General features: G+C 64.9%; 11 protein-coding genes and 1 pseudogene. 6 read left to right on the forward strand and 6 right to left on the reverse strand.

Annotated features, from left to right (window positions below):
- The first annotated feature begins 5 nt into the window (after positions 1–5).
- The 4 genes from ACFO5X_RS05505 to ACFO5X_RS05520 all read left to right on the forward strand — a co-directional run bounded on the left by ACFO5X_RS05505 (position 6) and on the right by ACFO5X_RS05520 (position 4467).
- Positions 6–887, forward strand: coding sequence for an ABC transporter permease subunit (locus ACFO5X_RS05505; RefSeq protein WP_380716239.1), 882 nt, complete (start codon positions 6–8; stop codon positions 885–887).
- On the forward strand, positions 884–1702 hold the full coding sequence (locus ACFO5X_RS05510) for an ABC transporter permease (RefSeq protein WP_380716378.1): 819 nt from the start codon (positions 884–886) through the stop codon (positions 1700–1702). Before ACFO5X_RS05505 ends, ACFO5X_RS05510 begins: the two co-directional genes overlap by 4 nt.
- Positions 1699–3018, forward strand: coding sequence for an NAD(P)/FAD-dependent oxidoreductase (locus ACFO5X_RS05515; RefSeq protein WP_380716240.1), 1320 nt, complete (start codon positions 1699–1701; stop codon positions 3016–3018). The genes ACFO5X_RS05510 and ACFO5X_RS05515 overlap by 4 nt, the downstream gene beginning before the upstream one ends.
- Before the next feature lie 75 nt (positions 3019–3093).
- A complete protein-coding gene (locus tag ACFO5X_RS05520) occupies positions 3094–4467 on the forward strand; it encodes a UDP-glucose dehydrogenase family protein (RefSeq protein ID WP_380716241.1) in 1374 nt (457 codons plus the stop codon).
- Positions 4468–4479: 12 nt separating this feature from the next.
- On the opposite strand, the gene ACFO5X_RS05525 is transcribed toward ACFO5X_RS05520, so the two are convergent.
- Positions 4480–5139: a flagellar hook capping FlgD N-terminal domain-containing protein gene (locus ACFO5X_RS05525; RefSeq protein WP_380716242.1), complete on the reverse strand. Its 660-nt coding sequence runs from the start codon at positions 5137–5139 to the stop codon at positions 4480–4482.
- Between the two features lie 4 nt (positions 5140–5143).
- A complete protein-coding gene (locus ACFO5X_RS05530; RefSeq protein WP_380716243.1) occupies positions 5144–6844 on the reverse strand; it encodes a flagellar hook-length control protein FliK in 1701 nt (566 codons plus the stop codon).
- Between the two features lie 173 nt (positions 6845–7017).
- On the opposite strand from ACFO5X_RS05530, the gene ACFO5X_RS05535 reads away from it, so the two are divergent.
- Positions 7018–7239: a rod-binding protein gene (locus tag ACFO5X_RS05535; RefSeq protein ID WP_380716244.1), complete on the forward strand. Its 222-nt coding sequence runs from the start codon at positions 7018–7020 to the stop codon at positions 7237–7239.
- On the forward strand, positions 7229–7588 hold the full coding sequence (locus tag ACFO5X_RS05540) for a flagellar biosynthesis protein FlgN (protein ID WP_380716245.1): 360 nt from the start codon (positions 7229–7231) through the stop codon (positions 7586–7588). Before ACFO5X_RS05535 ends, ACFO5X_RS05540 begins: the two co-directional genes overlap by 11 nt.
- Before the next feature lie 208 nt (positions 7589–7796).
- On the opposite strand, the pseudogene ACFO5X_RS05545 reads toward ACFO5X_RS05540, so the two are convergent.
- The 4 genes and pseudogenes from ACFO5X_RS05545 to ACFO5X_RS05560 all read right to left on the reverse strand — a co-directional run.
- A pseudogene (locus ACFO5X_RS05545) lies at positions 7797–7889 on the reverse strand (chemotaxis protein MotB); the annotation flags it as partial.
- 77 nt (positions 7890–7966) lie between these two features.
- On the reverse strand, positions 7967–9592 hold the full coding sequence (locus ACFO5X_RS05550) for a long-chain-fatty-acid--CoA ligase (protein WP_380716246.1): 1626 nt from the start codon (positions 9590–9592) through the stop codon (positions 7967–7969).
- A gap of 102 nt (positions 9593–9694) precedes the next feature.
- Positions 9695–10858, reverse strand: coding sequence for an acetylornithine deacetylase (gene argE, locus ACFO5X_RS05555; RefSeq protein ID WP_380716247.1), 1164 nt, complete (start codon positions 10856–10858; stop codon positions 9695–9697).
- Positions 10855–12039: a M24 family metallopeptidase gene (locus ACFO5X_RS05560; protein WP_380716249.1), complete on the reverse strand. Its 1185-nt coding sequence runs from the start codon at positions 12037–12039 to the stop codon at positions 10855–10857. The genes argE and ACFO5X_RS05560 overlap by 4 nt, the downstream gene beginning before the upstream one ends.
- Positions 12040–12137: the final 98 nt, after the last annotated feature.

Below are 12137 nucleotides of genomic sequence, written 5' to 3' on the forward strand. Positions count from 1 at the left end.
GCGAGATGCGTAGGTTCCTGCTCATCGCCATTCCGTTCGGATGGCTGCTGGCGTTCTTCCTCGTCCCATTCTTCATCGTGATGAAGATCTCGCTGTCGGATGTGGCGGTCTCGATCCCGCCCTATGTTCCTCAGTTCAGCTGGGACGCCGGCATCGGCGCCTTCCTGAGCGATCTCGACTTCGAGAACTTCGTCTTCCTGACCACCGACTCGCTTTACTGGAAATCCTATGTCGGCAGTCTGGTCATCGCCGTCATCTCGACCTTCCTGACGCTGCTGATCGGCTATCCCATCGCCTACGGCATGGCCCGCGCCCCCGAAGAATGGCGCGCGACGCTGATGATGCTGATCATCCTGCCGTTCTGGACGTCGTTCCTGATCCGCGTCTACGCCTGGATGGGCATCCTCAGCCGCGAGGGGCTGCTGAACCAGTTCCTGCTCTGGCTCGGCGTCATCAACGAACCGCTGACCATTCTGAACACAAATTATGCCGTCTATATCGGCATCATCTACACCTACCTGCCCTTCATGGTCCTGCCGATCTACTCCGCGCTCGACCGCATGGACGGCTCGCTGATCGAGGCGGCCGAGGATCTGGGCTGCTCGCGCCTCACCGCCTTCTGGCTGGTAACCGTGCCGCTGTCGCGCAACGGCATCGTCGCCGGTTGTTTCCTCGTCTTCATCCCGGCCCTGGGCGAATTCGTGATCCCCTCGCTGTTGGGTGGCTCGGGCACGCTGATGATCGGCAAGGTGCTGTGGGAGGAATTCAGCTCCAACCGCGACTGGCCGCTGGCCTCGGCGGTGGCCGTGGTCCTGCTGCTGATCCTCGTCATTCCGATTGTCCTGTTCCAGCGCAACCAGGAAAAGCAGCAGGAGGCTGAACAATAATGCGGCTGAGCTGGTTCAACGTGGTCTCGCTGACGCTGGGCTTTGCGTTCCTCTACATTCCGATGATCATCCTGGTCACTTACAGCTTTAACGAAAGCAAGCTGGTGACCGTCTGGGCGGGATTCTCGACCAAGTGGTATGGCGAGTTGATGAGCAACGAGGCCTTCCTGTCGGCCGCCTGGACCACGCTCAAGGTGGCTGTAACCTCCTCTACTCTGGCGACCGTGCTTGGAACCATGGCCGCCTATATCCTGATCCGTGCCGGCCGCTTTCCGGGGCGCACCCTGTTCTCGGGCATGATCTATGCGCCGCTGGTGATGCCCGAAGTCATCACCGGCCTCTCGCTCCTGCTCCTGTTCATCGGCGTCGGTCTCGACCGCGGCGTGACCACCATCGTGCTGGCCCATACCACTTTCACCATGTGCTATGTCTCGGTTGTGGTCTCCTCCCGTCTCGCCACTTTCGACCAGTCGCTGGAGGAGGCCGCCCTCGATCTCGGCTGCTCCCGCGCCGAGGCCTTCCGCCTGGTGACCCTGCCCATCATCGCGCCGGCCGTCATCTCGGGCTGGCTGCTGGCCTTCACCCTCTCGCTCGACGATCTGGTCATCGCCTCCTTCACAACCGGCCCGTCGGCCACGACCCTGCCGATCAAGATCTTCTCGGCCGTGCGCCTGGGCGTCTCGCCCGAGATCAACGCGCTGTCGACCATCATGATCGGCATCGTCACGGTGGGCGTGATCACTGCCTCGCTGGTGTCCAAACGGAACATGGTGCGCCAGCGGCGCGACGAACAGGCCGCGGCCCGCACGCAATGAAACGAATCTTCGGCACTTATGCCTATGGCGCGGGGCCGCGCGATGGATGCTGGTGGGATCAGACCATCGCCGCGCCCGCCTGGGATCGCCTCGACGGCGATACCGATGTCGACGTCGCAATCATCGGCGGCGGTTTCACCGGTGTCTCGGCCGCGCTTCACCTGGCCGAGGCCGGGGTCGGCGCCCTCGTGCTCGAGGCCGAAAGTCCCGGCTTCGGCGCCTCGGGCCGCAACGGCGGCTTCTGCTGCCTCGGCGGAGCGATGCTCAAGGAGCCGGCAATGACCCGGACCTACGGCGCCGCGGCCGCCGCCGAATACTGGCGCGCCGAGGCCGGAGCCGTGCATTTCGCCGAGGCGCTGATCGACCGGCTGCAGATCGACGTCGACCGGCATTCCAAGGGCGAGACGCAACTGGCGCATCGCCCGAAGGACATGGAGAAATTTCGTCGCCGCGCGGAACAGATGGTGCGCGACGGTGAAGGCGAACCGATCCTGACCGAGGCGAAGGATCTTGCCGCGCAGGGCCTCGCCGGTCCCTTTCACGGGGCGTTGACCACCCCGGTCGGCTTTGGCCTGAACCCGCGCAAATACCTCTTCGGCATGGCCGCCGCCGCCCGGACCGCGGGGGCCCGCATCTGCGCCAGCAGCCCGGTCACCGCCCTGTCCCGCGCGAAAGACGGCTTCGACCTGACCACGCCGGTGGGCCGGGTCCGCGCCCGTCAGGTGATCATCGCCACCAATGGCTACTCCAGCGACGACCTCCCAGACTGGCTGTCGGCTCGCTATGTGCCCGCGCACTCCAACGTTCTGGTGACGCGCCCGCTGAGCGATGCCGAACTGGCCGCAGCGGGTTGGACCAGCGCGCAGGCCAGCTATGACACGCGCGGCCTGTTGCACTACTTCCGCCTGATGCCCGACCGCCGCTTCCTCTTCGGGATGCGCGGCGGGCTGCACTCCTCCCCCGTCGCAGAAGCCCGGGCGCGCGCGCGCAATCGGAGGGATTTCGAGGCGATGTTTCCGGCATGGGCGCATGTGGAGTCGCCCTTTGCCTGGTCCGGCATGGTCTGCCTCGCCCGCAATCGCGTACCTTTCGTGGGCCCGGTTCCGGATCACCCCGGTCTCTTTGCCGGCATGGCCTATCACGGCAACGGGGTGGCAATGGGCAGCTGGTCCGGCAGCCTGCTCGCCAGGCTGATCCAAGGCGAAAATGGCGTGCCGACCGTCATGCGCACCCCGCTCGCTCGCTTCCCCCTCGGCCCGCTGCGCCGTATGCTCATGCCACCTTTTTACATCGCCCGCGCCCTGGCAGACCTCTGACCGGCCGGCCCGTGTTGACAGCGGCGGCGCGCCGTCCGAAAGCTGCGCGAGGCAATCTGAACCGGGGCCGGAACTATGAAAATCGCAATGGTGGGCACAGGCTACGTCGGACTGGTGTCGGGCGTCTGTTTCTCCGACTTCGGACATGACGTGATCTGCGTCGACAAGAATCCGAAGAAGGTCGAGATGTTGCGCGCCGGGGAAGTGCCGATCTACGAACCCGGTCTCGACGCTTTGATGGCCAAGAACGTGGAGGCCGGCCGGCTGTCCTTTACCGACGACCTCGCTGCGGCCGTTGACGGCGCGGAGGCGGTTTTTATCGCAGTCGGCACCCCGACCCGACGCGGCGACGGGCACGCCGATCTTACCTATGTGATGGCGGCGGCAGAAGAGATTGCCCGCGCGCTCACCGGCTATGCGGTGGTCGTCACCAAATCCACCGTGCCGGTCGGCACCAACCGGCAGGTCAAGCAGGTCATCGCCCGCGCCAATCCGCAGGCCGACTTCGATGTCGCCTCGAATCCGGAGTTCCTGCGCGAGGGCGCGGCGATCGACGATTTCATGCGCCCCGATCGCATCGTTGTCGGTGTCCAGAACGACCGCGCAGCCGAGGTCATGGCCGAAATCTATCGGCCGCTCTACCTGCGCGACTTCCCGATCCTGACCACGGATCTGGAAAGCGCGGAGATGATCAAATATGCCGCCAACGCCTTTCTGGCGACCAAGATCACCTTCATCAACGAGATTGCCGCGCTTTGCGAACGGACCGGCGCCGACGTCAAGCTTGTCAGCCAGGGCATGGGTCTCGACGGGCGGATCGGCAACAAGTTCCTGCACGCGGGCCCGGGCTATGGCGGGTCCTGCTTTCCCAAGGATACCCAGGCGCTCGCCCGGATCGGCCAGGAGCACGGACTGCCGATGCAGATCACCGAGACCGTGATCAAGGTCAACGCCGAGATGCGCCGTCGCATGGTCGAAAAGGTCACCGACATGCTGGACGGCAGGCTGGCCGGCAAAACGATTGCCGTGCTCGGCGTCACGTTCAAGCCAAACACCGACGACATGCGCGAGGCGCCCTCGCTGACCGTGATTCCCGCTTTGATCGGGGCCGGCGCGCGCGTTCGGGCCGTCGATCCGCAGGGACATCGCGAGGCGTCCGAGCTCCTGCCGGGCGTGCACTGGTTCGATGACGCCTACAAAGCGGCCCAGAACGCCGACGCAGTGGTGATTCTGACTGAATGGAACGAATTCCGCGCGCTGGATCTCAAGCGGTTGGCGCGCCGGATGGCGTTTCCGGCGCTGGCCGATCTGCGCAACATCTATTCTTCGCGTGACGCGCGGCGGGCAGGTTTTCAACGATACGTCTCGGTGGGCCGCGCCGATTATCTCGGCGACGCGACGGATCAGGACGACCAGGCATCGGGACAGGAAACGTCCGATAGTCTTTGATATCCGCATCGATCAGACCGGTTCCCGCAACCCGGTTGCGGCCTCGGCCGGCACAGCCTGGCCTCCTTCAAGGATCAGGACAACGGCACCCTCCCGGAGCTGCGTCTCGGTCACCCGCGCGTATACGGCGACGGGTTCCGTCCTGATCACAGTCCCATTGCTCAGGCTTTCTACCTCAAACCGGTAGATGCCTGCCGGAAAAGGCCTCCCGCTGTCGTCCACGCCAGCCCATTCCAGCGTCCCCGGCTGCAAGGGAAGCCGCAGCCGCTGAACCTCGCTGCCGCTCTCGGTCCGCACCACCAGCGTGGCCGCGCTCGCACCGGGAGCGACCTCGGGCGCGATGGTGACAGGACGCCCGTCAAAGGCCACCGGCGCCACGACCCGCGCCTCCATGCCGACCCAGGCCGCTAGGCTCGCGGGGTTTTGCAGACCCATATGCGCCAGCAGAGCCTGCAAGGTGTCGTTGGTCAGCACCTGCTGCTCGACCATGGAAAATTGCGCAAGCTGCGCCGCATATTCCGTCGAATCAATGGGCTCCAGAGGATCCTGGAACCGCGCCTGCGCCGTCAGCATCCTGAGGAAGGTCTCGAAATCCGAGGTCAGAGCCGCGGGTTTTGCGGCCGAGGGGATCGGCGATGAAGCGGCCGAGGCCGTGGAGACTGCAAGAACCATGATGTCAGACCCGTATATCGAGGCCGGAAGCTGCCGTGTGTCTGCGCGATGTTGTGGATTCCGTCAGGTCGACCTCCACAGCAGAACGCCGGGAGGGAGCAGCAGTTGGGCGATCTCGCCGGCCGCCCGACTCAAACTGGCGGAATTCGTATCCCACGTTCTCGAACCCCATCTTCCGGAAATCCTGGACAAGCGCGTCTATATGCCGCCGCAGCAGGTCGAGCGTATCCTGACGCTCTCCCGTAATGATCAGGCTGATGTTTCCGTCGGCGCTGCTCAGCAGCATCCGGACGCGCCCCAATTCCTCAGGGTTCAGGGTTACTTCGACGTGACGGCCGCTTTGTTGAATTAGAGACTCCGCCAGGTTCTGGGGCAGAACGCGCGGAAGGTCGGTGCGCTGAGGAACGGGTCCGCTGTGAAGGGCCGCAAGATCTCCGTGTGCCGGAACAGACAGGGCTGTTGGGGCGCGCTCCAGAAGACCGCCTTCTCTGGCCTGCTCGTCGACATCCCCATTCCCGGCCAACGCGATCCGGGCGTCTGCGACGATCATCCGCACAGGCGGAGGCCGTTCTGCGGAGCGGACTACAGAGCCACCGGCGCCCCGGAAACCGTCCGCCAGTACCAAAGGAGCGACGGACGGCAGGGTCTGCGCCCCGACGTCCGGATGATCCGCCATCGTTGGAACGAGAAACGGAGTCCAGGCGGGCAATTCAACTTGCCGGGACGCGACGCGCATGCGTGCCCCGGCCTCCCCTGCCGTTTCCGGCATGCCGGGCCGCACGGCTGCCTCCGGCCGGGACCAAACCCTGCGCGCATCAGACACATGGAGGTGCGTTACCTCGACGTCATCCCCTGTCAAACCGTTTGCAGCGCCGTGCATCTGCGGGCCTGCCAGAGCGATGGTCCCTTCGGCGCCCCGCAGGGCCGAATATTCCACGGCAGAGGCCAGCGTCTTGTGCCAAGCCGGACCGCCCGTGACAGCGACGGTCGGGTCGCCAGCCCAGAGACTGCGGAGTGGCTCTGGAGCGCGCGACTCCCACCCAACCGGAAGATCTTCCAGGCGGGCTTCTTCCAGAAAGGTTCTCTCCATCTGAACCTGGCGTGCACCAGGGTACGGCGATCCATCAGCACCTGCGGATCTGTAATCCGTCAAGCGGCCGTCAGGCTTGAATTGCCCCTGTCCCGCCAGGCCCTCCCCTTGCGCACCTGCGGCGGCCATGGCTGCGCCCTGAGCGACGTCGGAACCGGCGTCTGTCCTGCCCGCAAATCCTGATGCCGATCCGGTCGCAAATACCTGAGCCTGAAGGTTTTCCGACGCGCTCCGTTCCCCTGACCCTCTACGGAGGATATTTCCTTCCGTCTGTGACGACTCGACCGGAATCGCATTCGCCGTATCGGCGACTCCCGTGGATCGAGAGCCGCCTGCATCTCCGGCAGCCGAAGGCTCCGGTCTTGGCGGCGCAACGACGGCAATTCCGAAGCCGGTGTTCAACCCGGATTCGTCTGTCACGTCATCGGCGTCTGCACGCCCCTCGGGAGCGCCATCCGCCCCTGCCGCCGGGAGGCCCGGCATATCCTGAAGATTTCGATACAGGGCGTGAAAAATCAGCCGAGCTTCGGCCTCAGACGTTTCATCAAATCGCAGTGACGGACCCAGGGGAAGCGCGCGTTCTGGATGGCTTGTCTGGATCGGAAGCAGTTGCATCTTGGCCGGCCTTCTGTCGGAAACGCCCCGAAACTGGCCACAGAGGGGTTACGGTTATTTTAACCGGTGCAGGGCAAACTCGAATTATTGAAGTCAATTCGAGGCAAAACATGGTCCCTGCGATTCCCGGCCCGCCCCAGCCCCTTGCGGGGTCGGACCCGAAACAGACCGCCATGCGCGCGGCAGCTGTCGAACTCGAAGCCAGCTTTCTTGCCGAAATGCTCAAGTCGGCAGGGTTGGGACAGACCCGCGACGCGTTCGGCGGCGGCGCGGGCGAGGACCAGTTCGGCTCCTTCCTGATACGCGAGCAGGCCCGCCTGATCGCGAGGGTCGGCGGAATCGGCCTTGCCGAAACCCTTTTCAACGCTCTGATGGAGAAAACGGATGTCACATGAAACGGCTCAGGCGGTCATCGACGAGCTAGACCAGTTGCTGGATCGGGAACGGCAGGCCCTCCTGACCGGCGATCTCGACCAGGTCGCGCGCATTGTCGAGTTGAAGGAGACCCTGATCCGGCAGATCAACGACCTGGATGCAGGCGAACGGGCGGATGTCGCCGAGGTGCGCAGCAAACTGACGCGCAATCAGGCCCTCCTGAACAGCGCGCTGGAGGGTATCCGTGCCGTTGCCGATCGAATGGCCGATCTTCGCCGGGTCCGGCAAAGTCTTGAAACTTACGATAAATCCGGACGGAAAACCCGCCACATCACGCAATCCGGCGGACAGGTCGAACGGCGCGCTTAGTGTCCGGTTTAGGAAAATTGGCCAGAAGCGGTCAGCGGAAGTTAGCACTCCGTTAGGGATTGCGCGTCAATCTGCCAGAGCACTTCGAGAGCAAGTGGCGCGATGCCTGAACCAAGGCTGTCGCATTGGTCAGAACGACGTTTCGAAACGCCGTCATCGGCGGAAACTCCCGGGCCGAATCTGCCCAATGTCCAAAAGGAAAAGACATGGCGACCTTCCATGCACCGCCGTGGTGGCCACCGCCGCCCACGACCTTCTTCCGTTTGATGATGACCGGCGCGACCCCATTCGAGGATGCCATTCCACCACCTTCCGCTCACCCGAAAGAAGGCCTAGCAGGAAGGTCTTAAGGAGCGGCTAACGCCAGCCGGTGCGACGTCAGCCCGCCGTCAGCAGCACCTCTCCGTATTCCTCGCGCAGCTTGTTCTTCAGCACCTTGCCGGTCGCACCCAGCGGCAGCTCTGCCACGAAGACCACGGCGTCGGGCACCTGCCAGCTGGCGACCTTGCCCTGGTAATGCGCCAGAACCTCGTCCGACGTGACCTCCTGCCCCGGCGCCTTGACCGCGATGACGACGGGCCGCTCGTCCCATTTTGGATGGCGCGCGGCGATGGCCGCTGCATTGGCGATCTTGGGGTGCGAGATGGCGATATCCTCCAGCTCCACCGTCGAAATCCACTCGCCGCCCGACTTGATGATGTCCTTGGACCGGTCCCGGATGATCATGTAGCCGTCCTGGTCGATGGTCGCGACATCGCCGGTGTCGAACCAGCCGTCAGCGGTCAGCGCGCTTTTCCCGGCCGCAAAATAGCTCTCGACGATCCAGTGGCCCCGGACCTGGAGGTTGCCCTGCGTCTTGCCGTCCTCGGGCAGGCGGTTGCCCGCGTCGTCCACCAGCCGAAGCTCGACCCCATAGGGCGGACGGCCCTGACCTTCGCGCAGCTTGCCCTTCTCGGCCTCGCTCAGCCCCTCGTGCTTCTGCAGCAACTGGTTCAGCGTGCCAAGCGGACTGGTCTCGGTCATGCCCCAGGCGTGGATCAGCTCGACCCCGTAAAGGTCGCGGAACTTCGGGATCATCGAGGTCGGCAGGGCCGAGCCGCCCACCACCGTGCGCTTGAGGCTCTCGGCCTTGCTGCCGGTCTTCTCCAGCGCGCCCAGCAGCATCATCCAGATCGTCGGCACGCCCAGCGCCAGCGTCACCCTGTGGGTGTCGATCAGCTTCACCAGGCTCTCGCCGTCCAGCTTCGGCCCCGGCAGCACGAACTTGCAGCCGACGCCGGCGGCGATATAGGGCGTGCCCCAGGCATTGGCATGGAACATCGGCACCACCGCCAGCGCGGTGTCCTTGGCCGACATCGCCAGCCCGTCCGGCTGGTTGCCCGCGATGGAATGCAGCACGGTCGAGCGGTGGGTATACTGCACGCCCTTGGGGTTGCCCGTGGTGCCGGAGGTATAGCACAGGCTCGACGGCATCCGCTCGTCCAGATCAGGCCAGGCATAATCCGAAGGTTCCGCCGCAAGCAGCTCGTCATAGAACAGCACGCCCTCCAGCTGGCCCGCGATCTCTTCGTCGCGCGGCCCCATGTAGACGAAATGCTTTACCGATTTCAGATGCGGCCGCAGCTTGGCCGCGGCGGGCACGAACATGCGGTCCAGGAACAGCACCTGATCCTGCGCGTGGTTGATGATATAGACCAGCTGTTCCGGGAACAGCCGCGGATTGATCGTGTGGCAGACCATGCCGGCCCCCGCCACGCCGAAGTAGATTTCCAGATGCCGCCGGTTATTCCAGGCAATCGTGCCGCACCGTTCGCCCTGCGCAACCCCCAGCCGCGCCAGCGCCGCCGCCAGCCGCCGCGCGTTTTCCTCGACCGCGCGCCATGTGGTGATCGTCGCCTCGCCGTCCGACTCCACCGAAACGATCTCGGTATTGCCGTGATACCGCGCCGCATGGGCGATCAGCGAACTGATCGTCAGCGGCTGATCCATCATCGTGCCGTTCATGCTTGTCCTCCCCTGGGCCGCGCCTTCTGGTTGGGATCGCGTCCCGGCGGTCGGCCTGTGTGGAAAGGATGAGACGTTCCACACCGTACGGCAAGGGCTGTGTCACGCCACCAGGCTGTGCCCCAGCTTGTCGAGCATGGTCAGGCAGGCCGCCAGCTGGTCGACCGAGACGAACTCGTCGGGCTTGTGCGCCTGATCGATCGACCCCGGCCCGCAGACGACGACCGACATGCCCATTTCCTGGAACAGGCCCGCCTCGGTACCAAAGGGCACCACGTCAGAGCCGTTCGCGCCGACCAGCCCCGCCACCAGATCGCGGGCGGCGTTCTCGTCCAGCACCTCCAGACCGGGGGTCTCGCCAATCACGTCGGTCTCGATGCTGGCCTCGGGATAGACCGCGCGCATTGCCGGCAGCAGCTCCTGCGCGACATAGGCCGTTATGGCCTCCTTCACGAAGGCCAGGTCGCCCCTCTGCACGGGCCGCGTCTCCCATTCCAGCTCGGCCTTGCCGGCAATGACGTTATGCGCCACCCCGCCGCGCAGCGAGCCGATGTTGATCGTGCTCCAGGCCGGCTGATAGCGGCTGTTGCGCGGCGCCCGGGCCATCAGCTCGCCACGCAGTTCCATCAGCCGGCTGACATAGCGCACCGCATATTCCACCGCGTTCACGCCCCGGTCGGGGGCAGAGCCATGGCCCTCCCGCCCGCCAAAGCGCACGGTATATTCGCAGCAGCCCTTGTGCCCCTCGATTACGCCCATCAGCGTCGGCTCGCCAATGATCGCCATGGCCGGACGCAGGCCGCGCTTCTGCAATTCGGGCACCAGGTTGCGCGCGCCCAGGCAGCCCACCTCTTCGTCATAGGTGAAGGCAAAGTGCAGCGGGCGCTTCAGGTCGACCTGTGCATAGTCCTGCGCCATCACGATGGCGGCGGCGATGAACCCCTTCATGTCGCAGGTGCCGCGCCCGTACAGCCGTCCGGCGTCCTCCCGCATTACGAAGGGATCGCTGCTCCAGTCCTGTTCGGCCACGGGCACGACATCCGTATGACCCGACAGGATCAGCCCGCCGTCACCCTCTGGCCCCAAAGTGGCAAAGAGATTGGCCTTGGCCCCCGTGTCGTCGGTGAACATCTCGACCCGCGCGCCCACGTCGGTCAGGCGCGCGGCGAGGTCGGCGATCATGGCGAGGTTGCTGTCGGACGAGATGGTCGGAAAAGCGACCAGCCGGTCGAGCAGGGCAACCGTCTCTTCCAGCCGCGCGCTCATGGCTTCACGAACAGCTTTCGCGGGCGGTTGCAGAACGTCTCGGCCGGGCCGTCGGCGCGGATCAGAATCGGCTCGGTGATCTCGAGACCCCAGTTGTCCTGCCAGAGGCCCGGCATGAAGTGAAAGCACATCCCAGGCTCGAGCACCGTCTCGTCATTCTCGCGCAGCGAGATGGTGCGCTCGCCCCAGTCGGGCGGATAGCTCAGGCCGATGGAATAGCCGCAGCGGCCTTCCTTGGTGATCCCCGCCTTCTTCAGCGCGCCATACAGCGCATTGGCGATATCGCAGGCCCGGTTGCCCGCTCGCGCTGCGTCGATCCCGGCTTCCAGACCTTCCTGCAAGGCGGCTTCCGCGCGCAACATGTCGTCGGGCGGCGTGCCCAGGAAGAGCGTCCGGCAGAAGGGCGCGTGATAGCGCCGGTAACATCCCGAGATCTCGAAGAACGTGGCCTCGCCCGATTTGAAGGGCCGCCCGTCCCAGGTCAGGTGCGGCGCCGTGGCGTCCAGCCCCGAGGGCAACATGGGCACGATGGCCGGATAATCGCCCCAGGCCCCGTCGACGCCCCGGATCGCGTCGCGATAGAGCTCGGCCACGATCTCGTTCTTGGGAACGCCGGGCTCGACACGTTCCAGCAGACCGTCGATCATCTTCTCGGAAATCGCCGCCGCCTTGCGCATGAAGCCGATCTCGGCCTCGGACTTCACCGCGCGCTGCCGGTTCACCGCGCCGGTCGCGTCGACCCACTGTACCTTGGGCAGAGAGCCGTGCAGCATGTGCATCGCGCGGGCCGAGAAGTAATAGTTGTCCATCTCGACGCCAATGCGCCCCGCCCCCGCGCCAAATTCGACCAGCACCTTGGCCAGATCCTCCATCGGGTGCTTGTCCTTGGCCTGCACGTAGCTGTCGTCATAGCCCCGCACCCGGTTCTCGGACATCCAGACCGTGCGCAGCGCCCCGAAGGTGTCCATCCGGCGGCCCCACCAGATCGGTTCGCCATAGGGCAGCAGGACCACCGCCTGATGCACATAGAACGACCAGCCGTCATAGCCGGTCAGCCAGGCCTGGTTCGACGGATCCGTGACGACCAGCGCCTCGAGATCGGCATCGGACATCGCCTTGCGCACGCGGGCCAGCCGCTCGGCGTATTCTTCTCGGGTAAAAGGCAGGTCGGTTGCAGCCACGTCAGCACTCCCTCTTGTCGCTTTTGCGCTACCATAGCCGCTTCCGCGCCCGGCAGAAGCCCATAGATGCCGCGCACGCCTCGGATCTGTTCGCTTTT

It is taken from the genome of Seohaeicola nanhaiensis, assembly GCF_042654245.1.
Taxonomy (GTDB): Bacteria; Pseudomonadota; Alphaproteobacteria; order Rhodobacterales; family Rhodobacteraceae; genus Seohaeicola_A; species Seohaeicola_A nanhaiensis.